General features: G+C 69.7%; 16 protein-coding genes and 1 pseudogene. 6 read left to right on the top strand and 11 right to left on the bottom strand.

Translation table 11 applies throughout. The features are described 5' to 3' along the window. The first annotated feature begins 69 nt into the window (after positions 1-69). Positions 70-1,581 (top strand): ComEC/Rec2 family competence protein, encoded by a 1,512-nt coding sequence (locus C1707_RS11370; protein ID WP_101711435.1) that lies wholly within the window; start codon positions 70-72, stop codon positions 1,579-1,581. An 8-nt stretch (positions 1,582-1,589) separates the two neighbouring features. On the opposite strand, the gene C1707_RS11365 is transcribed toward C1707_RS11370, so the two are convergent. Further along, complete coding sequence (locus tag C1707_RS11365; RefSeq protein WP_101711436.1) at positions 1,590-2,435, bottom strand: alpha/beta hydrolase; 846 nt, start codon at positions 2,433-2,435, stop codon at positions 1,590-1,592. 271 nt (positions 2,436-2,706) lie between these two features. Between C1707_RS11365 and C1707_RS11360 the strand changes: the two genes are divergently transcribed. Next, positions 2,707-3,942 (top strand): serine hydrolase domain-containing protein, encoded by a 1,236-nt coding sequence (locus C1707_RS11360; RefSeq protein ID WP_338032108.1) that lies wholly within the window; start codon positions 2,707-2,709, stop codon positions 3,940-3,942. Between the two features lie 10 nt (positions 3,943-3,952). Here the strand turns inward: C1707_RS11360 and C1707_RS11355 are convergent, their stop codons facing one another. Further along, positions 3,953-4,285: a hypothetical protein gene (locus C1707_RS11355; RefSeq protein WP_101711438.1), complete on the bottom strand. Its 333-nt coding sequence runs from the start codon at positions 4,283-4,285 to the stop codon at positions 3,953-3,955. Between the two features lie 106 nt (positions 4,286-4,391). After that, the gene (gene alaS, locus C1707_RS11350; RefSeq protein WP_101711439.1) at positions 4,392-7,034 is read right to left on the bottom strand and encodes an alanine--tRNA ligase; all 2,643 of its coding nucleotides are present in this window, start codon (positions 7,032-7,034) and stop codon (positions 4,392-4,394) included. A 175-nt stretch (positions 7,035-7,209) separates the two neighbouring features. Between alaS and C1707_RS11345 the strand changes: the two genes are divergently transcribed. Continuing rightward, a complete protein-coding gene (locus C1707_RS11345) occupies positions 7,210-7,728 on the top strand; it encodes a hypothetical protein (protein WP_145998294.1) in 519 nt (172 codons plus the stop codon). Between the two features lie 361 nt (positions 7,729-8,089). On the opposite strand, the gene recA is transcribed toward C1707_RS11345, so the two are convergent. Beyond that, positions 8,090-9,160, bottom strand: coding sequence for a recombinase RecA (recA, locus tag C1707_RS11340; protein ID WP_101711441.1), 1,071 nt, complete (start codon positions 9,158-9,160; stop codon positions 8,090-8,092). A 237-nt stretch (positions 9,161-9,397) separates the two neighbouring features. On the opposite strand from recA, the gene C1707_RS11335 reads away from it, so the two are divergent. From C1707_RS11335 to C1707_RS11330, 3 genes and pseudogenes are all read left to right on the top strand, one after another. Continuing rightward, positions 9,398-10,999, top strand: a complete 1,602-nt coding sequence (locus tag C1707_RS11335) for an EAL domain-containing protein (protein ID WP_101711442.1) — start codon at positions 9,398-9,400, stop codon at positions 10,997-10,999. Between the two features lie 129 nt (positions 11,000-11,128). Then, positions 11,129-11,587, top strand: a pseudogene (locus C1707_RS26715) (GAF domain-containing protein); the annotation flags it as partial. Next, positions 11,588-13,609 (top strand): PAS domain-containing protein, encoded by a 2,022-nt coding sequence (locus C1707_RS11330; protein WP_420808277.1) that lies wholly within the window; start codon positions 11,588-11,590, stop codon positions 13,607-13,609. It abuts the pseudogene before it with no gap. Here the strand turns inward: C1707_RS11330 and C1707_RS11325 are convergent. From C1707_RS11325 to C1707_RS11295, 7 genes are all read right to left on the bottom strand, one after another. Beyond that, entirely contained in the window at positions 13,606-15,231 is a 1,626-nt protein-coding gene (locus tag C1707_RS11325) for an alkaline phosphatase D family protein (protein ID WP_101711444.1), read from the bottom strand. The genes C1707_RS11330 and C1707_RS11325 overlap by 4 nt on opposite strands. A 101-nt stretch (positions 15,232-15,332) precedes the next feature. Next, positions 15,333-18,569: an outer membrane beta-barrel protein gene (locus C1707_RS11320; RefSeq protein ID WP_101711445.1), complete on the bottom strand. Its 3,237-nt coding sequence runs from the start codon at positions 18,567-18,569 to the stop codon at positions 15,333-15,335. Between the two features lie 92 nt (positions 18,570-18,661). Next, on the bottom strand, positions 18,662-19,666 hold the full coding sequence (locus C1707_RS11315; RefSeq protein WP_101711446.1) for a FecR family protein: 1,005 nt from the start codon (positions 19,664-19,666) through the stop codon (positions 18,662-18,664). After that, a complete protein-coding gene (locus C1707_RS11310; protein ID WP_101711447.1) occupies positions 19,635-20,237 on the bottom strand; it encodes an RNA polymerase sigma factor in 603 nt (200 codons plus the stop codon). The genes C1707_RS11315 and C1707_RS11310 overlap by 32 nt, the downstream gene beginning before the upstream one ends. A gap of 83 nt (positions 20,238-20,320) precedes the next feature. Continuing rightward, the gene (locus C1707_RS11305; RefSeq protein ID WP_205686836.1) at positions 20,321-21,079 is read right to left on the bottom strand and encodes a hypothetical protein; all 759 of its coding nucleotides are present in this window, start codon (positions 21,077-21,079) and stop codon (positions 20,321-20,323) included. Positions 21,080-21,553: 474 nt separating this feature from the next. Next, positions 21,554-23,341, bottom strand: a complete 1,788-nt coding sequence (locus C1707_RS11300) for an amidohydrolase family protein (protein ID WP_101711448.1) — start codon at positions 23,339-23,341, stop codon at positions 21,554-21,556. Positions 23,342-23,411: 70 nt separating this feature from the next. Next, the gene (locus tag C1707_RS11295) at positions 23,412-26,447 is read right to left on the bottom strand and encodes a TonB-dependent receptor domain-containing protein (RefSeq protein ID WP_101711449.1); all 3,036 of its coding nucleotides are present in this window, start codon (positions 26,445-26,447) and stop codon (positions 23,412-23,414) included. Between the last annotated feature and the right edge of the window lie 187 nt (positions 26,448-26,634).

Raw genomic sequence — 26,634 nt, 5'->3', positions numbered from 1 at the left:
TCGTCGTGAACTTCACGCGCAACTGCGCTATATTGCCCTCATGGGTTGAAAAACAGGAAGGGGGGCGAGATGGCTCACGTCTATGCCGGGCTGGGCGACGACGGACGGAAGATCTTTCTCTACGCCGCCGATCGAAAGACCAAGGTAAGGCAGGTGCTGTGGGGCGACTGGCTTAGCCTGGACGGCGAGGAGCCGGACGGCTGGCTGCGCATCAAGTGGTCGCCCAACTCCAATCCCCAGATTCTCTACGTGCCCAAGGCCGACACGGTGGCGACACGGCCGCTGGAGATCGTCTTCCTCGACGTCGGCCAGGGCGACGGGGCGGTGCTGATCACCCCCGAGACCGGCGACAAGGAGGGCGTGATCGTCGTCGACGCCGGCGAGGGCGACAACATGGAGCGGTTCCTGAACGGCCGCTTCAAGGCCTATCGCGGCTTTTCGTTCGACTCCGCGGTGATCACCCATCCCGACAGCGACCACTACCGAGGCTTCTCGGCCATCTTCGCCAATCCCAAGATCGGCTTCAGGCGCATCTGGCACAACGGCCTGGTCGAGCGGGCGGTGTCAGGCACCTGGGCCAAGCTCGGCGCCTTCGTGAAGGACCCGGTCGACAAGCTTACCTACCAGACCGAGCTGGCGCAGACCGAGGCCGAGGTCCGCGCTCAGATCCCCGACCGCAAGGCCAACGCCAAGTACGGCTATCCCAGCATGATGCAGGCCGCGCTGGACAATCCCAAGGTCGGCGAGATCGGCATGCTGTCGACCGAGCACGGCCAGATCGAGAACGGCCGAAGCTACATGCCCGGCTACGCCCCGTCCGACGCGCGCGGCTATACGATCGAGGTGCTGGGTCCGGCGGTCGAACGCGACGCGGCCGGCAAGGCCCGCCTGCGCCGCATCGGCGGCTCGTACGGAGAGACCAAGAACGGCCATTCGATCCTGCTGCGCCTGGCCTACGACCGGTTCACCGTATTCTTCGGCGGCGACCTCAACGAACCGGCCGAGCGCTACCTCCTGACCCGCTACGCCGGTCTGCCGGCCTTTCCCGCCGCCGGCAGCGCCGACTACCGGCTGATGGTGGGCAAGGTCGCCCAGCGCTTCCGGTCCGACGTCATGAAGGTCTGCCACCACGGCGCGGCGAAGGTCACCGACGCCTTCCTGGAGGCGGTCAATCCGGCCTGCTTCATTATCTCCTCGGGCGACGAGGAAGGCCACGTCCACCCCCGACCCGACCTGCTGGGGCGCCTCGGCCGCGCCGGTCGCGGGGCCTCGCCGGTGCTGCTGTCGACCGAGCTGCAGCGCTCCACCCGCGAGAAGGCCGACCAGGCGCTGATCGACAAGGTCGGCAAGGCCGTGGCCCAGCTGGCGGCGGCGCCCTCCCCGGCCCTGGCCGAGACCATAAAGGCCGACCTGGCCAAGCTGTCGAAGACCAATGTCGACGTCTATGGCGCCATCTACCTGAAGACCGACGGCCAGCGTCTGATCACCGCCTTCAAGATCGAGGCGAGCAGCCCCACCGACCTGTGGTTCTACTACGAGTACGTGTTCACCCCCGGCGGGGAACTGGTGCTGGTGACGTGACGGGGCCGCTAGAACGGCGCGGGCACCACGCTGGCCGGCAGAACGGCCGGGGTGGACTTGCCGCCTTCGATCCTGAGGACGATCGCCTTCAGCACCATCGCCAGCGTGGTCGCCCCAGGCCCGTGGCCGGCGCCTCGGACCGTGAATAGCGCGCCTTCGCGGCGAGCGGCGACCGCTTCGGCCCGCAGCGCCTCGCCATGCGCGTAGGGAACCACCGGATCGGCGTCGCCGTGGATCAGGAACAGCGGCTCGTCCAAGGACGCGATCGCCCCCTTGTTGTCGTAGCGGTCGGTCAGCAGCGGGCGGGCGATGGCCGGGGCCATGGCCGACAGTCGCGTGAAGGTCCCGATGGTGACCAGGCCGTCCAGCTTGCGCCGGCTCGCCAGGCCGAAGGCGACGCCCCCGCCCAGGCTGTGGCCGACGACGATCAGGGGCCCGGCGCCGGCGACTTGCTTGGCCCGGTCGAAGAAGGCGTCGGCGTCGGCCGCCAAGCCCTTCTCGCTGGCCCGGCCGGGATTGCCGCTGTACTCGCGATACTCGGCCGCCACGACGCCGTACCCCTCGGCGATCAGGGGCGCCAGCCAGGCCGCCGAGTTCGCGGCGCTGGATCCGTTGCCATGGAAGATCAGGAAGGTCGGCTTGCCGTCGCGCGGCGCGGCCTCCACCCCTTGCAAGGTCAGGCCGTCAGCGGTCACGACCGTGATCAGCGCGGCGGCCGGCGGCAGGCCGGAGAGGCTCAACGGCGTCTTCGGCGCCGGATAGATCCGCTCGTGAATCTGCGCGTTCGCTTCCCACGCAGCCGCGGGTGCGAGCACCAGGGTGACGACGGCGGCGACGGCGGCGAGACGTTTCATGCGGCGATGTTATCGCCCCGGTGGCGCCAGGCAAGGCGCTCGCGCGGCGGCGGGGCGACAATCCCGGATCGGCGGCGCAAATGGGGTTGTCGGCGCCGGTCAAACCGGTAGGAGACCTCATCGTGTTCATGTGTCGCGGACGCGTCGCCGGGGGGCTGCCGGCGTCGCCGACGCCGCTTAGCTTCACCTACGGACGGCCAGCCTGACCAAGTTCCTCAAGACCTCGCAGTTCACCTTCCGTCGTCGCCGGTGGAGCGGCCGGCGGATCGCCGTGGCGGCGGCCGTCGGCGTCGTGGCCCTGGGCGGCGTGGTGTTCGGCGTCGCCCGCTGCACCCGCGAGCCGCGCGCGGCCGACGACAAGGCGATCGCCGCGGCGGCCACGCCCGTCGTCCTGCCGCTGAAACCGCAGGACTGGCGCGGCGAGATCGACTACCGCGCGCTGGACGCCCGCATCCAGGCGATGATGCAAGACCGCTCGATGACCGGTCTGGCCGTGGCCGTGGTCGAGGGCGGCCGGCTGTCGTTCGTCAAGGGCTACGGCGTGACCGCCCCCGACGAAGGCGAGGCCGTGGGCCCCGACACGGTGTTTCGCTGGGCGTCGCTGTCCAAGACCGTGGCCGGCTCGCTGAGCGCGCGCCTGGCCCAGGACGGCGCGTTCGCGCTGGCCGATCCGCTGGGCAAGTTCCACACCAGCCTGCGCCTGCCGGCGGGGGCCCAGGAAACCCTGACCATCGAGCAGCTGCTGTCGCAGCGCACCGGCCTGCCGCGCAACGCCTATGACGGCTGGCTGGAGGGCGGCCGCGCCCCCAAGATGATCCGCCAGGCCCTGGGCGACGTGCCGCCGCAGTGCCCGCCGGCCACGTGCCACACCTACCAGAACGTCGCCTTCGACACGATCCGCGAGGTCGTCGAGACCACCACCCATCGCCCCTACGCCGAAGAGGTGCGCCAGCGCCTGTTCCTGCCGCTGGGCATGGGCAGCGCGACCATCGGCATGGGCGAGCTGAGCGACGCCAGGCACTGGGCGCGTCCGTCGCGCTACGGCCGTCGCCTGACCCTGGCCGAGGCCTACTACCTGACCCCCGCCGCCGCCGGCGTGAACTCCAACATCGTCGACCTGGCGCGCTGGATGCAGGCCCAGATGGGCCTGGCGCCGGCCGTGCTGCCGGCCGGCGTGCTGGAAGAGATCCAGCGCCCGCGCGTCAACACCGGCAAGCCCTACGGCAACTCGCCGCTGGGCCGCACGCTGGAGAAGCCGGGCTACGGCCTGGCCATGCGCAGCTTCGGCTATCAGGGCCATCGCCTGGCCGGACACAGCGGCGCCGTCGACGGCTATCGCGCCACCATGATGTTCGATCCCGAGAAGAAGACCGGCGTCGTCATGCTGTGGAACAGCGAGAGCAGCCTGCCCTTCAAGCTGCAGGCCGAAGTGTTCGACCTCTACTACCACCGGCCCTTCACCGACTGGCTGGAACTGGGCAAGGGGCAGGCGCAGCTGGAGCCTTAGGTCGGCGGGGCTAGCGCTTCTTCTGTTCGGCCAGGACGCGCATGATCTCCTGGCAGGCCGGCGCCGACAGCGAGGCGTCGGCCTTGCCGCGTTCGTAGGCGGCGGCGATGTAGGCTTGCAGCGGCGTCGGAGCCTGCCCGGCCGCGGGCTGGAAGCCGCGCTTGACGCCCTGCACCTGCGCCGGCGTGAAATGACGCTCGCAAGAGCCGAGCGTCGTGAAGATCTTGGCCATGCCCTCCAACGCCGCCTGGCCCTGGGCCTGACCCTCGGCATCGGCGGCGTCGGGCGACGGTCCGGCGGGCGCCTGCGTGGCGAGGATCGCGGCGAAAAACAGGCCGATCATGGGAGCTCCGTCGGTTGGCGGAGCCAACCCTGGCCTACGGCCTCGATCAGTTCAACCCGACGAAGACGAGCCGGAGCGGCGACGCCGCCCCGGCTCCTCGTTCGGATCAACCGGCCAGCACGGCCTTGATGGCGGCCAGGCCGTCGTCGGCCTTGGTCGCGTCGGGCGCGCCGCCCTGGGCGAAGTCGGGCTTGCCGCCCGCGCCCTGGCCGCCCATGGCGATCACGGCGGCCTTGGCGAGGTCGGCGGCGCTGAACTTGCCGACCAGGTCGGCGGTGACGGCCACGGTGACGGCGGCCTTGCCGTCGGTCGTACCAACCAGGGCGACCACGCCCGAAGCCAGTTGCTTCTTGAACTCCTCGGCCACGCCGCGCAGCTCCTTGCCGCCGACGCCGTCGAGGACGCGGGCGATCAGGGCCACGCCATTGACGTCTTCCGGACCCGAGGCCGCGCCGCCGCCGCCCAGGGCCAGCTGCTTCTTGGCCTCGGCCAGTTCCTTCTCCAGCTTCTTGCGCTCGGCCACCAGGGCGTCGACGCGGGCCAGGACCTCGGCGACCGGGGTCTTGAACTGGTCGGCCAGGGCCTTGGCGACGCCGGCCTGGTCGAGCAGGAAGCGGCGGGCCGCCTCGCCGGTCAGGGCCTCAATGCGGCGCACGCCGGCGGCCACGCCCTGTTCGGAGACGATCTTGAACAGCGCGATGTCGCCGGTGCGGGCCACGTGGGTGCCGCCGCACAGCTCGACCGAATAGGCCTTGCCGGCCTCGGTCAGGCTGTCGCCCAGGGTCAGCACGCGCACGCTGTCGCCGTACTTCTCGCCGAACAGCGCCACGGCGCCGGCTTCGATGGCTTCCTGCGGGGCCATTTCCTTGGTCTGGGCGGCGACGTTCTGGCGGATGACCGCATTGACCTCGGCCTCGATGCGCTCGATCTCGTCGGCGGTCAGCGGACCGCCGTGGCTGAAGTCGAAGCGCATGCGCTCGCCGTCGACCATCTGGCCCTTCTGGGCGACGTGCGGGCCAAGCACATGGTGCAGGGCCGCGTGCACCAGGTGGGCGGCGGAGTGGTTGGAACGGGTGGTGTGGCGGCGCTCGGCGTCGACCGAGGCCACGACCTGGTCGCCGACCTTCAGCGGACCGGCCAGCTCGACGCGGTGAACGTGCAGTTCGCCGGCCTGCTTCTGGGTGTCGAGCACGCGGCTCTCGGCGCCATTGGCCTCGATCACGCCGGTGTCGCCGGCCTGGCCGCCGCTCTCGGCGTAGAAGCTGGTGCGGTCGAGCAGCACGTCGACGGTCTGGCCGGCCGAGGCGGCCTCGACCTCGGCGCCGTCGACGACGATGGCCTTGACCACGCCCGTCGTCTCGGTGGTCTCGTAGCCGACGAAGTCGGTGGCGCCGGCCTTTTCCTTGATCGAGAACCAGGCGGCCGCCGCGCCCTGCTGGCCCGAACCGGCCCAGTTGGCGCGCGCCATCTCACGCTGCTTCTGCATGGCCGCGTCGAAGCCGTCGGTGTCGACGGTCAGGCCCTTGGCCCGCACGGCGTCCTGGGTCAGGTCGAGCGGGAAGCCGTAGGTGTCGTAGAGCTTGAAGGCGGTCTCGCCGTCCAGCACGTCGCCGGTCGAGAGGTTGGCGGTGGCCTCGTCGAGCAGGCCCATGCCGCGGCCCAGCGTGGTGCGGAAGCGCTCTTCCTCCTGGCGCAGGGTCTCGACGATCGAGGCCTCGGCGCGGCGCAGTTCCGGATAGGCCTGGCCCATCTGGGCCACCAGGGTCGGCGCCAGGCGGTGCATCAGGGGCTCGTTGGCGCCCAGCAGATAGGCGTGGCGCATGGCCCGGCGCATGATCCGGCGCAGCACGTAGCCGCGGCCTTCGTTCGACGGGGTCACGCCGTCGGCCAGCAGGAACGACGACGAGCGCAGGTGGTCGGCGATGACGCGGTGCGACGGGGCCTGGTCGCCCTCGGCCTTCACGCCGGTCAGTTCGACCGAAGCGGCGATCAGCGCCTTGAACAGGTCGATGTCGTAGTTGTCGTGCACGCCCTGCAGCACGGCCGCGACGCGCTCCAGGCCCATGCCGGTGTCGATCGACGGCTTGGGCAGCGCCACGCGCTCGCCGCCGGCCATCTGCTCGAACTGCATGAACACCAGGTTCCAGATCTCGATGAAGCGGTCGCCGTCTTCATCGGGGCTGCCCGGAGGGCCACCGAAGATGCCTTCGCCGTGGTCGTAGAAGATCTCGGAGCACGGGCCGCAGGGACCGGTGTCGCCCATGGACCAGAAGTTGTCGCTGGTCGGGATGCGGATGATCTTGTCGTCCGACAGGCCGGCGATCTTCTTCCACAGATCGGCCGCCTCGTCGTCGGTGTGGTACACCGTGACCAGCAGCTTGTCCTTGGGAAGAGCGAATTCCTTGGTCAGCAGGGTCCAGGCGTGGGTGATCGCCTGTTCCTTGAAGTAGTCGCCGAACGAGAAGTTGCCCAGCATCTCGAAGAAGGTGTGGTGGCGGGCGGTGTAGCCGACGTTGTCCAGGTCGTTATGCTTGCCGCCGGCGCGGACGCACTTCTGCGAGCTGGCCGCGCGCGGATAGGCGGGCGTCTCGGCGCCGGTGAACACGTTCTTGAACGGCACCATGCCCGCATTGACGAACAGCAGGGTCGGATCGTTCTGCGGCACCAGCGGCGCCGACGGCGTGACGGCGTGGTCGGCCTTGCCGAAGTAGTCGAGGAAGGTGCTGCGGATCTCGTTGAGGCTAGGCATCGTCGTCTCGGGAATCTCGAAAGGTCCGGTGGCTGCCGGAGGTCGGCGCTGCATAGCGCGGTTTCAAGCTTTGTGGAAATCCAACCTCGGAAGATGGCCGGGTTTCGGGGCCGCCGTCGCTGGCGAGACACGGCGGCGCCGGGCTATAGGCCAGAAGACGGGCGGGGGAACACGGATGTTCGAACGGGAACTTGGTCCGGCGCCGCGACGTCGTCCACCCCGCCAGGCCGGAGAGGTGCGGGTCGAGGGGCGACGCCCGCCGCCCTGGCCGATGCGGTTGCTGGTCGCGGCCGCCATCGTCTCGCCGCTGGCCAGCTTCTGGTACCGGGCCGAGCACCAGTTCGAGATCGAGAAGCGCGCCGAGGAAGCTATCCGCTGGAGCCTCGACGGCGTTCCCTGCCCCACCGCCGACGCCCGGGCCTTCGCCGCCTCGTCTCGGCCGCCGCTCGGCGCGACCTTCCAGGCGGTCCGGCTGTCGCGCCACGTCGGCCACATGCAGTGCGCCAGTCACGTCTATCGCCTGGAGGACGGCCGGCATGACGCCCAGGTCTGCGACTTCACCGGCCCCGGCGTGGTGGCCGTGGAGACCTCGGCGGCCAGGGCCTACTGGGCGCCTCCCGCCGCGGCCCGGGTCGTGGTGATCGACGGCCAGCCGCGCTGCCTGCAGCGGGAGCGATTCAGGATGGGAGAGTGAGGCGGGGGTCTCGCCGCTGGCGGAGCGCCCTCCTCAGTCTGCTGACGGGCCCGATCGGCAGGCTCGGCGGAAGCTGAGAACGGCCCCCCTCCGGCGCTTCGCGCCACCTCCCCCAGAGGGGGAGGATCTTGGGCGGCGCTCCGAGGCTGGCCGCGTCGCCGCGTCCGCCCCTCCGTCACGCCGCCTGCCCGACAGCTAAGCAGAAACGAAATCGGACGCCTGGCATGGGGTCCAGGCGTCCGGGGATCGCGGCCGTCGACGGCGGTGTCGTTCCGCCGCGGGCTATAAGGCGGGGTCGCCCTCGGCGGGCGGCGGCCGCGAAGTTCGGCGCAGGCGCGCGCCGAATCCCTGTCTCGAAGGTCTATTCCTCGTCGCCGTCCTCGGGACCGCCGACCAGGAGCTCTTCCTCGATCTTCTGCGAGGCGCGACGCACGGCCGTCTCGATCTCGTTGGCCAGGTCCTTGTTGTTCTTGAGGAACTCGCGGACGTTGTCGCGGCCCTGGCCGATGCGCTGGCTGTTGTAGGAGAACCAGGAGCCGGCCTTGTCGATGATGCCGCCCTTGACGCCCAGGTCGATGATCTCGCCCAGCTTGGAGATGCCCTCGCCGTACATGATGTCGAACTCGACCTCGCGGAACGGCGGGGCCACCTTGTTCTTGACCACCTTCACGCGGACGTTGTTGCCGATGATCTCGTCGCGGTTCTTGACCGAGCCGGTGCGGCGGATGTCGAGGCGCACCGAGGCGTAGAACTTCAGCGCGTTGCCGCCCGTGGTCGTTTCCGGGCTGCCGTACATCACCCCGATCTTGTGACGGATCTGGTTGATGAAGATGACGATGGTGTTGGCCTTGTTGATCGAGCCGGTCAGCTTGCGCAGCGCCTGGCTCATCAGGCGGGCCTGGAGGCCCGGCAGGCTGTCGCCCATCTCGCCTTCGATTTCGGCCTTGGGGGTCAGGGCCGCCACGGAGTCGACCACCACGATGTCCACGGCGCCGGAGCGCACCAGGGTGTCGGTGATCTCGAGGGCCTGTTCGCCGTTGTCGGGCTGGGAGACCAGCAGGTTGTCGAGATTGACGCCCAGCTTGTGGGCGTAGGACGGATCGAGCGCGTGCTCGGCGTCGACGAAGGCGGCGGTGCCGCCGGCCTTCTGGACTTCGGCCACCACGTGCAGGGCCAGGGTCGTCTTGCCCGAGCTTTCCGGACCGTAGACCTCGATCACCCGCCCCTTGGGCAGGCCGCCGATGCCGAGCGCGATGTCCAGGCCCAGCGAACCGGTGGAGACCGACTCGATCTCGACCTTGCCCTTTTCGCCGAGCTTCATCACCGAGCCCTTGCCGAAGGCCCGATCGATCTGCGCCAGAGCCGCTTCTAGCGCCCGCGCCTTGTCGCCTTCTTCCTTGCCCACGAGTTTCAAAGCCGCCTGACTGGTCATTGGATGATCGCCTTATTCCATGATTCCGACCGCTGGGCCGGAAGTTCGGGCGCCGCTACGCCCACCGCCTGTGGAATGATTAACACGTACACATTTTGTTCTATGTTCGCAAGATGTTCTTTTCAGTCCGCCTCAGCCGTCCCGCGGCGGGCCGCCGCACCCCGCTCGCCGCGCCCCATGCACGGCTCCTTAAGCTAAGGAGGCGCAAGGTGGCGCCCTCTGGGGGAGCTCTGTCCTTTGTCGATCGATCCACGCCGCCTGCTGGGCCTGGCCTTCGCCAGCGCCGACCTGCTTCTCGAGCTAGAGGGCGATCGCGTCAGCCTCGCCCTGGGCGCGGCGCAGAAGATCATGGGCAAGTCCGAAGTCTCCCTGATGGGCCGCGTCTGGCGCGACCTGTTCACCGCCGCCGACCGCCCGCTGATGGACGCGACGCTCTACGCTCTCGACGAAGGCCAGCGCCGGGGTCCGGTCACCGTCCGCGTCGCCGGCGAGCCGGAACGTTTCGTCGGAGTCACTCTGCGCGCCCTCCCCGACAATTTCGGACGTACCTCCGTGGCGATCACCGCCGCCCGCGCGCCGGCCGGGGGGCTGGACGTCGCCGGCCTGCGTCCGCGCGAGAATTTCGAGGAGATCGCCAAGGGGCTCTTCGAGGCTGCGAGGGTCACGGGGCTCGAGCTGGAACTGGCCATGGTCGAGTTCGCCGGCCTGACGGCCATGCGCGAGGGCCTGGCCCCGCCCGAGGCCCTGGCGCTGGACATGAAGATCGCCGGCGCCGTCCGCGCCGAGTCCCACGCCGGGACCATGGCCACCCAGGTCTCGCCCGAGCGCTTCGCCCTGCTGCGCGCCAAGGACGACCGGCCCGAGGCCCTGGCCGCCCGCCTGACCAAGATCGCCGCCCTCGACGCCAGCGCCCACGTGGTGCCGCTGGACGGCGGAACCTCGTCGCGGGGCCTGCGGGCCCTGCGCTACGCCCTCGACGACTTCCTGCGCGAGGGCCTCAAGGACACCCCGCCGATGACGCTGTCGGAGGCGATGAACCGATCGGTCAAGCGCACCCTGGCCCGCGCCGGGGCCCTGGGCGCGGCCGTCAGCCAGCGCCGCTTCACCCTGGCCTACCAGCCCGTCGTGGACCTCTCGACCGGCCAGGCCCACCACCACGAGGCGCTGGTGCGCTTCGAGGACGGCGCCAGCCCCTTCGCCCTGATCCGCATGGCCGAGGAGTTCGACATCATCGAGGAGCTGGACCACGCCATCGCCGAGCAGGCGGTGCGGCGGATCGCCTCCGATCGCGCCGGCAACGTGCGCCTGGCCGTCAACGTCTCGGGCCGCACCATCGTCAGCGAGACCTTCGTCGACCACATCGGCCGCCTGCTGGCCGCGATCCCGTCGGCCAGGAGCCGGCTGATCTTCGAGGTCACCGAGACCAGCGCCATCGACGACCTGCCCCGCGCCAACCGTCACATCCAGGCGCTGCGGGGCATGGGATCGCTGGTCTGCCTGGACGACTTCGGCGCGGGCGCGGCCTCGTTCGCCTACCTGCAGGAACTGACCCTCGACATCGTCAAGATCGACGGCCGGTACGTGCGCGAGCTGGCCGGCAACAGCCGCGACGGGGCCATGGTCCGCCGCCTGGTCGAGCTGTGCCGCGACCTCAACGTCCGCACCGTGGCCGAGATGGTCGAGACCGCCGAGGTCGAGGACGTGGTCCGCAAGGCCGGCGTCGACTTCGCCCAGGGCTGGCTCTACGGCAAGCCGGCAGACCAGCCGCAGCCGTCTCAGAAGCTCTCGGCCGTCACCCCCGTGGCCCGCCGCGCCGGCGTGTCGGAAGGCTGGGGCTGACCGCCTCCCGTCCACAAGCTTGGCCTTGCTTGCGTGGAACCGTTGAACGCGCCATGCGTCTAAGCGTCTGAACCCGCGCACGTGCGTCGGGATTCCGACGTAGCCTGGGTCGGGGGGCCTTAAGTTCGCATGCATGCCGCCGACCCGTCGGAACGCGAGGTCCGCCGCCTCGCGGCGCTCCGTCGTTACGACATCCTCGATACGCCGCGCGAAGCCGCCTTCGACGAGATCGCCGCGCTGGCGGCCGAGATCTGCGAAACCCCGATCGCGGTCGTCAACCTGATCGACGAGCATCGCCAGTTCTTCAAGGCCGAGGTGGGCCTGGGGGTGCGCGAGACGCCGCTGGAAAGCTCGTTCTGCGCCAAGGCGATCCTCGAGGACGATTTCCTGCTCGTGGCGGACGCCACGCGCGACCACCGCTTCGACTGCAACCCGCTGGTCACCGGCGAGCCGCACCTGCGCTTCTACGCCGGCGCCCTGCTGAAGACCGCCGAGGGCTTGCCGATCGGCACGCTGTGCGTGCTCGACACCGCGCCCAAGGTCCTCTCGCCCCTGCAGCAACGGACGCTGCAGGTTCTGGCCCGCCAGGTGATGAGCCAGTTGGACCTGCGCCTGTCGCTGCAGGCCAGCGCAGACAGCGAGCGCAAGTACCGCACCCTGTTCGACTCGATGGACGAGGGCTTCTGCGTCATCGAATTCCTCGACGGGCCGCACGGCCCCGACAGCGACTACGTCCACGTCGACGCCAACGCCGCCTACGCTCGCCACGCCGGCATCCCCGACGTCGTCGGACAGAAGTTGCGCGAGATGGTGCCGGACGAGGCCGACGCCTGGGTGGCGCGCTACGGCCACGTCCTGCGCACCGGCCAGCCGATCCGTTTCGAGCAGGAGCTGGTGGCCACCGGCCGCTATCTGTCGCTGTCGTCGTTCCGCATCGAGCCCCCCGAGCGCAAGCAGGTGGCGGTGCTGTTCCAGGACATCACCGAGCGCCGCCGCGCGGAACTCGCCTTGCGCCAGCTGAACGAGACCCTGGAGCAGCGCGTGGCCTCGGCCCTGGCCGAGCGACGGGTGCTGGCCGACGCCATGGAGGGCGCCAACGCCTTCATCCAGGTCGCCGACAAGGACTTCCGCTGGCTGGCCATCAACAGCGCCGCGGCCGGCGAGTTCGAGCGGGTGTTCGGCGTCGCGCCCCGGGTGGGCGACAGCATGCTCGACCTGCTCGACGAGCAACCGGACAACCGCGAGCAGGTCCGCGCGGTCTGGGCGCGGGCCCTGGCCGGCGAGGAGTTCGTCCAGGTCGAGGCCTATGGCGACCCCGGCCGCTACCGCCGCTTCTACGAGATGCGGTTCGGGGTGCTGCGCGACGACATGGGCGCGCAGACCGGCGCCTACCAGTTCGTCTACGACGTCACCGAGCGCCTGGAGGAACAGGACCGCCTGCGCGAGGCCGAGGAGGCCCTGCGGCAAGCCCAGAAGATGGAGGCCGTCGGCCAGCTGACCGGCGGCCTGGCCCACGATTTCAACAACCTGCTGTCGGGCATCTCCGGCTCGTTCGAGATGATCGGCACGCGCCTGTCGCAGGGCCGCTCGCGCGACGTCGAGAAGTACCTGGCCGCTGGCCAGGGCGCGGCCCGCCGGGCGGCCGCCCTCACCCATCGCCTGCTGGCGTTCTCGCGCCGCCAGACCCTGTCGCCCAAACCGATCGTCATCAACCGGCTGATGGCCGACCTCGTCGAGCTGGTGCGCCGCACGGTCGGTCCGTCGATCAAGGTCGAGACCGTCGCCGCCGCGGGCCTGTGGCCCACCCTGGTCGACGACAACCAGCTGGAGAACGCCCTCCTCAACCTCTGCATCAACGCCCGCGACGCCATGCCCGACGGCGGCCGCATCACCATCGAGACGGGCAACAAGTGGCTCGACCGCCGCGCCGCCGACGAGCGCGGCATGGAGCCGGGCCAGTACGTCACCGTCTGCGTCAGCGACACGGGCGTGGGCATGGACAAGTCGATCCAGGACCGCGTCTTCGACCCGTTCTTCACCACCAAGCCGATGGGCGAAGGCACCGGCCTGGGCCTGTCCATGGTCTACGGCTTCGCCCGCCAGTCGCACGGCCACGTGCGGATCTATTCCGAGATCGGCCAGGGCACGATGGTCTGCATCTACCTGCCGCGCCACTTCGGCGAGGAGGCCGCGCCGCAGGACGACGTCCATGCCGTGCTGCCCGCCCCGGCGGCGGCCGGCGAGACGGTGCTGGTGGTCGACGACGAGCCGACCGTCCGCATGCTGATCGTCGATGCGCTGCAGGAGCTGGGCTACGCCTGCGCCGAGGCCGCCGACGGTCCGGCGGGCCTGCGCCTGCTGCAGTCCAACGCCCGCTTCGACCTCCTGATCACCGACGTCGGCCTGCCCGGCGGCCTCAATGGCCGCCAGGTCGCCGACGCCGCCCGGACCCTGCGGCCCGGGCTGAAGGTGATGTTCATCACCGGCTACGCCGAGAACGCCGCCCTCAACCACGGCCACATCCAGCCGGGCATGGAGGTGCTGACCAAGCCCTTCGCGGTGTCGGACCTGGCCGCCCGGGTCGACCGGATGCTGCGCACGCCCGTCTAGACGGCGAAAGCCCGCCGCCCGCGATCGACCCGCATGCGGTGGCTGCCGGCCAGCTCCGTCGAGCGCGCCTTGACCGTCCTGAGGAACAGCCACTCGCCGGTCACGCTCCTGGGCGTCACCTCGATCATCATGTAGCCGCGCCGGCTGGTGTCGGCCCACTTCAGCTCGGGATTGGCGGCCATGAAGCCCTGGGCCACGATCCTGGGGTCGGCGCCCATGTCGCCTTCCATGCCGTTGGAGGTGACCGCCTGGCCGGCGAACTCCACCCCGACCGGACGGCCGTCCTCGACCAGGCCGTAGGCCCAGGCGTTGTGGCTGTCGCCCGACAGCATGACGAGGTCGGCGTCGGCCGCCTGGGCGGCCTTCAGCAGGCGCGAGCGGGCGGCGGGATAGCCGTCCCAGCGGTCCATCCACATCGGCACCCCGGCCTGGGCGGCGCGGATGTTGTTGCGATAGCCGGCGACCTTCTTGTCGTTGACCTCGGGCCGCAGCCAGTCGACGGCGTCCCTGGGCATCACGGTGCGGCCAAGGATCGTGCCCATGCCGACCAGCTGCCAGGCCTTGGCGCTCGCCTTCATCTCGTGCGCCAGCCAGCTTTCCTGGGTCGAGCCCAGCATCGTCGCCGAGGGATCACGCCAGGCCCCGTCGCGGAACGCCTTCAGCGCCGCGTCGGGATCGGCGGCCTTGAACGCCGCGCCGAGGTCGGCGGGCCGGGTGCGCCCCAGGAGACGCGATTCCGTGCGGTAAAGCGTCGCCAGGGCGCCGAGCGAATAGGCCTTCCACGGCTCGTCCGAGACCGGCATCCACTCGCGATAGACCTGCATGGCCGCCGCGCGGCGCACGTTCCAGTCGCCTTCCTTGTCGGGCTGATGGTTCTGGGCCCCGCCTTCCCAGCTGTCGTTGGCCGACTCGTGGTCGTCCCACAGGGCCACCATCGGCGCCATCTGGTGCAGGCGTTGCAGGTCGGGATCGGCGCGATAGCTGGCGTAGCGCAGGCGGTAGTCGGCGACGGCCAGGATCTCGTGGCCGGGCAGCAGCTGTTCCTTGCGGCCGTCGGCCCAGTCGCCGTCCCGGGTCGAGCCCACGCCGTACTCGTAGATGTAGTCGCCGGTGTGCAGCCACAGGTCCAGGTCCTGGCGGGCGGCGGCGTGGCCATAGGCGTTGAAGTAGCCGTTGGGCAGGTTCGAGCACGAGAACACCGCCAGGCCGAAGCGCGACACCGGCCCGACCGGCAGGGTCTTGGTGCGGCCGACCGGCGACTTCGAGCCGTCCGGCGCCACGAAGCGGTACCAGTAGACCGTGCCGGGCTTGAGCCCGTCGACCGTCACCTTGGCCGTCCAGTCGCGATAGGCGCCGGTGCGCACCACGCCGCCGGACACCACCTTGGTGAACGCCTGGTCCAGGGCCACCTCGGCCTGCAGCGTGATCACGCCGTCGCCGGCCGGGACGTAGCGCGTCCACAGCAGCATGGCGTCGGCCCCCGGCTCGCCGCTGGCGACGCTGTGGGTGAAGCCGCTGGCGCCCAGCAGCTGCCTGGCGGCCGCGCGGCCGGCCGGCAGGGTCAGGGCGCCCACGCCCAGGCCGCCCAGCACCAGGCTGCGGCGATCGATGTGCAGAACCACGGGAACGACCTCTTCGGTGCGTTGAGAAGGAAATGTCGGAAGAAGAAGGGCGGCGGTCGCGCCAAGGGGAGGGAAACGCGACCGCCGGGGGCCTTTGGCGCCTAGAAGACGCCCTTCAGGCCCACGTTCCACATCGAGCCGTAGATGCTGTACTGCTGCACCCGGCTGCGGACGTTCGAATAGACGATGTCCGGCTCGTTGAAGATGTTGCGGCCGGCCAGCATGACCTCGAAGCGCTTGTTGATCTTGTAGCTGGCGCTGACGTTCCACAGCTGGCGCTCGGCGCGGTAGAGGATGCCGTTGTTGGCCGTGGTCGGCGTGTTGCTGAGCGCGCTGGTCCGGTAGGAGTCCTGCCAGTTGCCGGTCAGCTGCAGGTCGAACTTGCCGTAGCTGTAGCGCAGGCCCCAATTGGCCGAGGTCTTGGGCAGGTTCACGCGCTCGCCGTCGGGATCGATCTTGGTGACCGAGGCCCGCAGACCAAGGCCCCGCCACGCGCCCGGCAGGAAGTTCAGCTGCTGGTCATACTCCAGCGTGATCCCCTTGTTGGTGCTGGTGCCCGGCAGGTTCTGGGCGCTGCGGAAGGTGTAGCCGGCGTAGTCGCCCGGATTGTAGCCGACGTCCTCGGGATCGACGGTGATGCCGGTGACCTGCATGTCCTTGACGTCCAGCTGGTAGGCCGAGATCCCGACCACGCCCGACGGCTCCAGATAGTACAGCAGGCTGGCGTAGTACTTGGTCGAGTGCTCGGGCCTGAGCAGCGGGTTGGGCACGGTGACGATCAGGTTGTTGTCGTCGACCGCGACCACGCCGCCCAGGTTGCCGTAGTCGGGACGCAGGATCGACTGGCTGAAGGCCAGCTGGCCCACCAGCCGCTTGTTGAAGTCGTACTTGACGCCGCCGCTCAGGAACCAGTCGTCGTACTCGCCCTCGCGGGTCGTGTAGGTCCCGTTGCGGTACTGGTACATCAGCCCCTCGACGGTGCTGGTCGACAGGCCCGCGGCGGTCACTTCCTTGGCCGAGCGGATGTCGGCGACGCGGGCCTGGGTCTTGGTCTTCTCGTAGCGCAGGCCGAGGTCGAACTGGGCCTTGCCCAGGCGCGGCTGGGCCTCGACATAGGCGGCGCTGACCTCCTCGCCGATCTTCTTGTTGTTATCCAGCTGGCGCTTCAGGTTGCCCACCGTGTCGGGCACGAAGTACTCGGGATGGGCCTGGTAGATGTCATAGACGGCGTAGTTGTTGTCCGCCCGCCAGCCCTGGTCGTTCATGTTGCCGGCGTCGAAGCCGTGGATCTTGAACTGGTAGTTCTGCGTCCACGGGATGACGGCCTCGGGCGCCTTCTGGGTCAGGTCGCCCGTCGGGCCGACGTACTGGAATTGCTTGTACGAGCCTTCGTTGGTCTTCCAGACGTTGGTGCGGAAGGCCGCGCCGCCCAGCAGCTTGACCTGCACGTCGCCGATGGCCAGCTGCTTCTTCAGGTCCAGATTGACGCCGTACATCTGGTTGTTGGCGTTCGACTGCGACGTGCGGATGTTGTTGCCGATGTCGTCGTCGCGGTTGAAGTTGGCCGGGTCGCTCCACGAGCGGCCGGCCGTCTGCTTGATCGTCCAGGCGTTGCTGTCCTCCGACGCGCGATCCAGCGTGAAGCCGATGCGGGTCAGGTAGCTGTCGGTGCGGACGAAGAAGCCCTGGTCGTTGTCCTCGAAATTGAACTGCGAGCTGGAGTAGTTGGCCTTCAGCAGGGCCTCGAAGGTGTCGCCGCGATATTCCAGCTTCGGCGCGAACACCCAGGCCGGCGTGCCGGCGTAGCGGTGCGAATACTGGGTGTGCAGGCGGGTGTTGGTCGTGCTGGGGTTCACGACGATGTGGGTCGGCGTGGAGTCGGCCGTGGCCCGCGACACCGTCGTCGTGCCGAAGATCAGGTAGGTGTACTGGTTGAAGTACTCGACGTCGTAGAACGAGTAGGTGCTGCGCAGGCTCAGCGCCAGCTTGTCGGTGATCTTGTAGTCGACGCTGAGGTTGGCGGCCTTGCGGCTGGTCAGCTTCGGCCCCGGACGCCACATCACCTGGTAGGGCAGGATCCGGCCGTCGGGCAGGTAGGACCAGTCGGTCTGGACGCGATCCTGCTGGACGAAGTTGGCGTTGTAGCTGGCGTTGAACGCCACGCCGAGGCGACCGTCCAGGAACACGTCGCCATAGCCGATCTGCGCCGACGGATAGATCGTCATGTGCTTCTTGTCGTCGGGCAGGTACTGCCGCGACAGGGTGGAGTCGGACGTGCCCACGCCGCCGATCTGGAAGCGTAGCAGGCGGCTCTTGCGCTGGAAGGCGTACTTGCTGCGCAGGTTGATCGAGCCGCCGGGGCTGTCGGCGTCCATGCTGGCCTGCAGGGTGTTGTTCAGCTCGATGGAGTCGATGCCGGTGATCGACATCTGCTCGAACGAGTTCTGACGGCCCGAATTGTTGTTCGACGTGGCCGTGGCCATGCGCGCGCCGTCGGTGGTGAAGGTCGAGTACTTCGGGTCCAGGCCGCCGATGCGCACGGCCGTGGCGTCGACCTCGGTATAGTCCAGCGACACGCCCGGCATGTTCTTCATGAACTCGCCCACGTCGCCCATGGTCAGGGCGCCGAAGTTGTCGGCGGCGACCACGTTCTTGGCGTTGGTGGAGGCGCGGCGCTCCATGATCGCGGCGGCCTGGCCGTCGCGGGCGGCCGTGATGGTCACGGCCTCGACGGCGTCGCCGCCGGCGGCGGCGTAGGCCGTCAGGTCGAAGTTCAGCGCCGCCGTCTGGCCGGACTCGACGGTGACGATCGTGCGGGCGGTCTCCAGGCCCGCGTACTTGGCCAGCACGGCCGCATCGCCGGCCGGCACGCCGGTCAGGCGAAAGTCGCCGCCGTCGTCCGAGAAGGCCACGATGGTCGTGCCTTCGACGCGGATCTCGGCGTTGCGCACGTACTGGCCCGTGGCGGTGTTGAGCACCTTGCCGCGCACCACGCCCGAGCCGGCCGCCGCCGAGGGCCGCGCCCCGGCCGGGCCGGCCGACTTCAGGGTGATCACCTGGCCGTCGTCGCTGTCGATGCGCAGCGAGGTGCCGGCGATCAGCCGCGACAGCGCCGCGCGCACGTCCATGCGGCCCTTCACCGCCGGGGTGCGCACGCCGTCCAGCAGGCGGGCCGGGGCCACGATCTGCACCTGTCCCTGGCGGGCCAGTTCGGGGATGGCGCGCACGGCCGGCTGGGCCGGAATGTCGAAGTCGCGGTCCTGCGCCTGGGCTTGCGAGGCGACGGCGATCGCCACGGCGGCGACGCCGCAGGCGAGGATGGAGTAACGGGAATTCATCGGCAGGCAGCCCCCAATCGTCGCCCAGATCGCGACGTCGCGGGTTGAGAGCCGCCGGACCGGCGGCTTCCGTGACCGGTCACAAAAATTTCTCAGTTCGAGGCCGGCGCCGGGGTCGAGGGACGGCTCAGGACGACCAGGTCGCCCTTCTGGTCCAGCCGGGCGTCGAACACCCGGGCGATGGCGCGGCTGAAGCCGACGGGGTCGTTGGCTGCGAACAGGCCCGCCACCGGCTCGCGCGCCAGGGTCGGGTCGACGATCTCGATGCGGGTGTCGCTGTAGCGGGCGAAGGCGCGGGCGGCCTCCTTCAGGCTCTCGCCCTCGAAGGCCAGCTTGCCCTCGCGCCAGGCCAGCTCGCGCGTGACCACCGCCGGGGTGATCGGCTGCGGGCGCGGGACCAGATCGGCCATCACCAGCCGGGTGTTGCCGTCCAGGGCCAGGCTGGTCGCCGGCGCGGCCAGACGGGGAATGGTCACGTCCACCCGCCCCTGCTGCACCAAGAGATCGACGGGATCGGCGGCCAGCTTGCGCACCCGGAAGCCCGCCTGGGTCGTGCTCAGCCGGCGGCCGTCGACCTCGACCACGAAGGGCCGCGTATCGCGCGCCACCGAGAAATAGGCCTCGCCCTTCAGCAGGGCCACGAACCGCTCGCCCCGACTGTAGCGGACGCGGATGCGGCTGTCGGTGTTGAGCAGCACCGTCGAGCCGTCCTTCAAGGGGGTCAGCCGGATCTCGCCGCGCCGGGTGCTGGTCACCGCGCCAGCCGCCGGCACGCCCACGGCCAGGGCCGCAACGGAGGCGGCCGCTCCCGCGCCGCCGGCCCACAGCAGGGCCCCGCGCCGCGACAGCCCACGCGGCTTCGGCGCCGCCGGCTCGGCGAAGTCCGCCGGGTCGTAGTGCGCGCCCAGGGCCTGGGCGGACTCGCTCATCATGAACAGCGACTGGGCGCGCAGCAGCGCGCCCCGGCTGCGGGGATCCCCCTTCAGCCAGCTCTGGAAAGCCCGTTCTTCCTCCGGAGTCAGCGGCCCACGATCCAGCCGCGCCGTCCAGTTGGACGCCGCTTCGTCAATGTCTCGACTGGTGTCTCGTTCGGCCATCTGGCGAGGCGATCTCCGCATCCACTGTACTAGAGGTTTGGGACCGCTTGTTTCCGCTACGGCCGAACCAATCAATCAAGAACGAAACGCCGCGCGAAATATGCGTCTCGACCGTATTCTCCGAAATGCGCATCCGGGCGGCGATCTCGCGCTGGGAAAGCCCGTCCACACGCCGCAGCACGAAGGCTTCCCGCACCTTGGCCGGCATGGCCGCGATCGCCCGGGCCAGCTGCCGCAGTTCGTCGCGGTCCAGGGCGTGCTGCTCGGGCGAGGCGGCGTCGTCGGGAAGGTCCATCCGCTCCAGGTCGCCCACCGCGTGGATCGACACGATCCTGGCCCGCCGCACGTGCCGCATGATCACCGAGCGCGCCACCTGGAACAGATAGGCCCGGGGGTAGCGAATGGTCTCCACCGTCTCCAGCTCGGCCAGGATGGTGTAGGCCTCCTGGATGACGTCCTCGGGATCGACGCCGACAGGCGTGCTGCGCGACAGCCAGCCGCGCAGGGCCGGTTCGTGCGGCAGCACGTTGCGCACGAACCATCGCTGTCTTTCCCTGTCGGCGCCGGTCATCCCTGTTCCCTGGCTGGGGCGGTCCGGGACCGGACAATTCCCCGCATCGAGTCGGCGCCCTGCCTAGCCGCCGATTGTGACAGTCAGTTCCGGGCGCGCGCGGAGAGCGAGTGCAGGTCGGCCGCTGTCGCCGCCGCCAGCGGACGCTCCGCCTCGCCCGTCCAGCGCATCAGGGTCAGGTCGGCCGTCTGCTTGCCGTCGACCTTGGCGTTGGCCGCCACGTAGACCAGCCCGCCGCCGATCGGCTGGAAGCCGACGTCGGCCTTCTGGTTCCAGCCGCGCACGCCGCTGGCCGCGTCGCTCAGGCCGTCCTTGGCCAGCGGCAGCACCCTGCCCTGCTCCCAGCCTTTGCCGCCTGGCCCCGGCACGCCGACCAGGTCGCCGGTCACGGGCGCGGCCTGCGCGTCGAACGCGAACAGCAAGTAGTTCGGAAACGCCGGCTTGCCGCCCTGGTAGACGCCCATGAACCAGCGCTTCAGCGTGTCGTCATAGGCCAGGGTCTGCACGCCGAAGCGGGTGTTGCCGGTGCGCACGAACACCTTGTCGCGCGGCGCGGGCGGGCCCTCGTGGTGCGGTGCGGCCTCCGACAGCGGCCGGGCCAGCTTCGCCCAGTCGGCGACGTCGTACTGCAGCAGCACCTGGTGGTCGTTGTCGGCGCGGCCCTCGTCGCCATAGATCCCGTAGGCGACGGTCAGGTAGCGCGGACCATCGGCGCGCCCGAAGGCCGGCCCGAAGCTCACCCCGTCGATGCCCGAACAGCCGTAGCGATGGTCGGGCGTCCTGGCCGTGTCGCCGTCGAACCTGCCGTCGCCGTTCAGGTCGGCGGCGTAATCCCTGGTCACCTCGGGCAGGGTCGCTCGCGCCCGCCTCGACGCCCACGCGGTCCAGTCGGGCGACGTCGATCACGGCGATGTAGAAGGCCTGGTCCTTCTTGTATTCCAGCGAGCCGTAGAGCTTGCCGTCCTCGGCGTTGAAATCGAGGTCGCCCAGGTGGCCGGTCCAGCCGACCAGCGTTCCCACCAGCTTGCCGTCGAAGTCGTACTTCGCCAGCAGGTTGGTGAACGAGTAATAGACATAGCCGCCCTTGGTATCGACGGCGACGCCCTGCACGTGGCCCGAGGCCCAGTTCCCGCCGTTCTGGCTCAGCGGCGGAACCGGCGGCGCGGCGGCCGCCGGCAGGGCCAAGGCCAGCAGGCCCGCGGCGAGCAGGAGCGAAAGGCGCGTCTTCATCGGATCGGGACCAGGGCTGGCGAAACGGGAAACCGCCCCTCTAGCCACCGTCCATGACCGTCCGGCGACAACACGCCCTCTTCCCCTCAGTAGAACGCCACGTCGTCGAGCTCGAACCAAAGCTTGGTCCCGGCGGCGCGTTCGCCCTCGACGCCGACCTGCAGCAGGTCGGTTCCGGTGAAGGCCGGCGCCTCGCCGCGCGCCGCCACCGGCTTGAACGCGGTGAACGGCAGTTCCACGGTCTTCCATTGCGGCCCGGCCTCGACCTTGGTCGTCCAGCGGCCGGCGGCGCCGACCAGGGTCACCACATAGGGGCCGCCGTCGCCGCGCACGGCGAACCTCAGACCCTTGAACGCGGTGGCGTCGGCCGGAACCACCGAGCCCCGGGTCAGCGGCAGCAGCACACCGGCCGAGGCGTCGTCCTTGGTCGCCATGCGCGCGCCGACGCTCAGCACCTTGCCGCCGCCCTCGCGCTCGATGACCTGCGAGACCTCCAGGCTGCGGTCGCGGCCGCCGTCGAAATCGTCCAGCCGCAAGGTGTCCAGGCTGGTGCGGCCGTCGGCGCGTTCGAAGTCGTCGATCAGCGCCACGGCCTTCACCGCCGGCGGGGTCGGCTTGTCGTTGGCCGGGGCGCGCACGGCGCCGGGACCGAACACCGCCTGGCCGTCGAGGAACACCCGCTCGGTCCTGCGCACGTCCGAGATCGTCTCCCACGGCTTGCCCGAAACCAGGACGAAGTCGGCCCGCTTGCCGACCTCCAGCGTGCCGCGGTCGGCCAGCAGGTTCATGGCCCGGGCGCTCGTGGCGGTGCCCGCGACCAGCGCCTGGGCGGGGGTCAGGCCGGCCTGCACCAGCAGCTCCAGCTCGCGCAGGGTCGAGGGCCCATGCGGCGTGCCGGGCATGCCCGCGTCGGTGCCCAGCGCCACCGGCACGCCGGCGTCGAACAGCACCTTCGCATTGGTCAGGGCGTAGCCGAACTTGCGGCGCGCCTGCACGTTGCGCGGGCTGTCGGGATCGGCCGGCGGCCTGGCGCCCGGCTTGACCGGCTCGTAGACCGCCAGGGTCGGGGCGTAGAACAGACCCGAGGCCTTGATCGCCGCGACGGCCTCGGCGTCCAGCGGTTCGTCCTGCAGGCTGTGGGCGATGACGTCGACGCCGCTGGCGGCCGCCACCTTGCCGCGTTCGACGGTGACGGTGTGGGTCAGCACCTTCAGATTGTGCTTGTGGGCCGCCTCGGTCAGCGCCTTCAGCGTCCAGGCGTCCATGCTGGTGTTGTCGGGCGCCGAGCCATAACGCCAGCCGTCGGTGAAGGCCTTGATGGCGTCGGGCTTGTAGGCGGCGATCTCCTCGACGGCTAGGCGCGCGCTCTCGGGCGTGTCGACCCAGCGGGTGGTGGCCTGGTCGGCCCAGTCGGCGCCGTGGCCGCCGGGCGTGCTCATCCGGGCGACGAAGTTGACGTGCGGCGCGGTCAGGGTTCCCAGCCACGCGCGGCGGGGCGCGAAGCTTTCCGGCTGCTGGTGGAAGTCGTTCACCGTCGTCACGCCCGAGGCCAGGTAGGCGTCGGCGATCTTCGGAACGATCGCCGGGGCGCCGGCCGGGGTCCAGTGGGTGTGCACGTCGAACAGGCCCGGGATCAGCGCCGCGCCCTTGGCGTCGACGATCGTGGCTCCCTTCGGCGCCTTCACTTTCGGGCCGACCTCGAGGATCCGCCCGTCCTTGGCCACCAGCGTGCCGCGATAGGGCGTGGAGCCGGTTGCGTCGAAGATCTCGGCGTTCACCACCGCCAGCGGCCGGGTCTGGGCGACCGCGATCGAGGTCGACAGGGCGGCGGCGCAGAGGCCGCCGAGCAGGATGCGGGCGGAACGCGATGTCATGGGATTTTCCCCTACTGATCTCGAATGAGGATGAGGGCCCGGGCCGCGTCGGCGGCCCGGGCGGCGCGGCCTAGAACCGCTTCTTGACGTTGAAGTACCAGTAGCGGCCGTACGGCGTGTAGACCGCGCCGTCGAAGCCGGCCGTGCTCAGCGGCGGCTGCTCGTCGGTGATGTTGCGCACGCCCAGCCGCAGCTTGGTTCCGATCTCGGCGACGTCGACCTCGCCGTAGAGGTTGCCGGTCAGGGTCGAGTCGACCACCCAGGGCTGGCCCGAACTGTCGATCAGCGCGGTGTCGTCGTAGTCGCCGATGTACTGGGTGAAGCCGCCGACCGTGAAGCGGTCGTAGCGCCAGGTCAGGGCCGCCGACCACTTCCATTCCGGCTTGCCGTTCTGGCGCAGCAGGTCGCCGCCGCCGCTGATGGTGGTGCCGGCGTTGATCACCCCGTCCGAGCGCGCCTTCAGCAGTTCGGCGATGCCCGGCGACGGCGACTGGTAGTACTTCAGCAGGTGGGCGACGTTGACGTTCAGGTCGAAGTCGCCGAACCGCTGGGTGCCCAGCTTCCACAGGAAGCCGAAGTCCAGCCCCTCAACCACCTGCGGCTGGAGGTTGGTGTACTTGTCGTTCACGTACAGCACCTGGCCGGCGGCGGTGAGACCCGTGCCGGCGAAGGCGGCGACGTCGTCGGCGGTCGGCGCGGCCCGCACCACGTTCGGATTGCTCGAGCCCTGCTGGCGCAGCAGATAGTCGAGGATCAGGGCGTTGCCTTCGCCGAACACGCCGATCAGGCCCGTCTGCTTCACCTTCCAGTAGTCGGCGGTGAAGGTGAAGCGGCCCAGGGCCTCGGGCACGAACTTCGGCTCGAACACCACGCCGTACGACAGGGTCTCGGACTCTTCGGGCTCCAGGTCGGGATTGCCCGCCCGCCGCGCCGTCGTCAGCTGCGAGCGCGAGCACGACGAGAAGGCGTTGATCCGGCCCGCCCGCAGGTCGGCCTCGCAGAAGGCGTAGTCGGTGCGGGTGTTCGAGCGCGAGATGATCGAGGCGTTGATCTGCTCCAGGTTCGGGGCGCGGAAGCCTTGGGCCCACGAACCGCGGAAGCGCACGCCGTCGATCACGTCCCAGGCCAGGGCGACCTTGGGCTTAGCGGTGTTGCCGAAGTCGCTGTAGCGCTCGTAGCGGCCGGCCAGTTGGCCCTCCAGGCGGTGGACCAGCGGGATCGACATCTCCGGCGAAACCAGCGGCACGGCCAGTTCCAGATAGGCCGAACCCACCGTGCGGTGGCCCTTGGTGTCGGGGTTGATGCTGGAGTTGATCAGGTCGCTCAGCACCGCGCCGCTGGTCGGGTCGGTGAAGGTGGTCGTGCCGTCGATGCGGCCGTCACGGTCGTCCAGCTGGGTCTCGCGCCGGAACTCGACGCCCGAGGCGATGCCCAGGTCGCCGCCCGGCAGGGTCAGCAGGTCGGGCCGCGAGACCTTGAAGTCCCACAGCGCCAGCGTGCTCTTGGTGCGGCGGATGGTCTTGACGCGGATGGCGTCGATGGCCGCCTGGCTGTTGCGGGTGCTGTCGGCGCCGCTGGTGTAGGTGAGGTCCGAGCCGTTGAAGACGTTGTAGGCGTCGGGGGTCGACAGGGCCAGCTGCGCATAGAGCTTGGTGGTCGAGATGTTGTCGGCCACGTCCTCGGCGGTGGCCTCGGAGTAGACGAACGCCGACTCCCAGTCGAAGCCAAACTTCTCGCCGCGCAGGCCGCCCAGCACGCGGTACTGCTTGTTGGTGACATCCACCTGGGTGAGGCCGAGGTCGGCGAAGGTGTAGCCGCGCAGCGTGACCGCCAGGCCCGAGGCTGGGACGTTCAGGTTGGGCAGGCGGTTGGGATTGACCGAGCCGTTGGCGAAGACGGTCGGGCCGAACGGGTTCCAGTAGTTGCTGGCCGGGATGGTGATCACGCCCGACGACAGGGTTTGGATCGGCGCCTGACCGGCGTTGGTCTTGGCGTGGTAGATGCCCAGCTCGCCGAAGGCGGTGACGCTGTCGTTGATCTCGTACTTGCCGGTGGCGAACAGGTTGGCCCGCTTGACCGACGGGACGACCGTCGTGCCCAGCGAGGCGGCGTCGAAGCGCAGGTCGCGGTCGACGCCCGAGGTCGCCAGGGCGCCGTCGTCGATGCACAGCCCGTTGCCGATGTTCAGCTGGCAGCCCGAGAAGGTGGTCGGCTGGATGTGGAAATAGCCGGCGCTGCTGGTCAGGGCCGTGGTCCCCTGGCGCACCGTGCCGAAGCTCGACGGCGTCTGCAGATAGGCCCAGGGCGTGGTCGTGCTGCGGCCGTCCAGGCTGGCCGCGCCGGCGAAGCGGGTGTCGGCGAACAACGAGCGGCGGTCGGCCGAGGCGGTGAACGCCTGCTCGTAGGAGCGCAGGTGCGTGCGCGCGTCGTAGGAGAAGAAGGCGCTGATATTGCCACGGCCCTCGGCGAAGTTGTGGCCGCCATAGGCGTTGAAATTGTACTCCTTGAGGTTCGTGCCCTCGGCGAAACCGTACTGGGCCGAGACGCTCAAGCCTTCCAGGTCGTCGCGCAGCACGGTGTTGACCACGCCCGCCACTGCGTCGGCGCCGTAGATGGCCGCCGCGCCGTCGCGCAGCACCTCCAGCCGGCGCAGGCCCGTCACCGGGATGGCGTTGGAGTTGTAGGTCAGCACCGGCACCAGGTTGTCGTTGGCCTGGCTGGTCGGGTGGGTCACCACCCGCCGGCCGTTCAGCAGCACCAGGGTGTTGCCGATGCCCAGGTTGCGCAGGTTGACCGAACCCACGTCGCCGCGTGCGCTGTTGCTGGTGCCGGGCAGGTACTGCGAGTTGAAGTTGACGTCGCCCATCTGCGGAATGGCGCGGAACAGGTCGTCGCCCGAAACGGCGGCGGTGGCCTGGATCTGCTCCTCGCCGACCACCGTCACCGGCAGGGCGGCGGTGACCTTGGCGCCCTTGATCTGCGAGCCGACGACGGTGATCTCCTCGACGGTCGCGGCCTCGCCCTCCTGGGCGTTGGCGTGCGCGGCCAGGACGGCGGCGCAGAGAGTCGTGGTCGCCAGCAGGGCGACGCGTAGGCGAGTGTTCATGGTATCCCCTCCAGAACTGCGACCCGACGCTCCTCGCCGCACGAGCGCGCCCGCAATCCACATTTTAGGAAATGCCGGCGCGTCGTCCCGATGCTGACGAAACGAACAGGTCGTGCCGGATCATTGCCGGCGCCGGTCAATTCCCATTGATTCAGTGGGAATTGAATTCGAGATTTTCTGAAGCACT

The sequence above is a fragment of the Caulobacter flavus genome (assembly GCF_003722335.1).
Classification (GTDB): Bacteria; Pseudomonadota; Alphaproteobacteria; order Caulobacterales; family Caulobacteraceae; genus Caulobacter; species Caulobacter flavus.
The sequence above is the reverse complement of the archived record's forward strand: the minus strand, read 5'-3'. Positions and strand labels throughout refer to the sequence as shown.